Source organism: Virgibacillus sp. 7505, assembly GCF_002272135.1.
Classification (GTDB): domain Bacteria; phylum Bacillota; class Bacilli; order Bacillales; family Amphibacillaceae; genus Terribacillus.
Genome location: NZ_NPBF01000472.1, coordinates 1 through 211 on the forward strand (window position 1 = coordinate 1; position 211 = coordinate 211).

At 52.1% G+C, this 211-nt stretch carries 1 protein-coding gene; it reads right to left on the bottom strand.

Going from position 1 to position 211, the window contains the following annotated elements; genetic code table 11:
• Positions 1–211: peptidase dimerization domain-containing protein (locus CHH91_RS19845; RefSeq protein WP_176465911.1), on the bottom strand; the 211-nt coding region annotated here is incomplete at both ends.

A 211-nucleotide genomic window follows, 5' to 3' on the forward strand; every position in this document is an offset into this window, starting at 1 on the left:
ACGTGCCAACATTTAAACGTGTTGCACCTTGTGAGTGTGGAGGGATGCTGTGAAGTTGAACGGTAGCCTGTGCTGCGGCTAACAATGCATTCCTGCCTTCTTCTGGGTTGCCTCCTGCATGGGCCGATTTTCCTGTAAACGTGACATTTAGCTTCGTTGTCGCTAATGCAGAAGCTACGCCAGGTACGACCGTGCCAAGGGGTTGACCCAT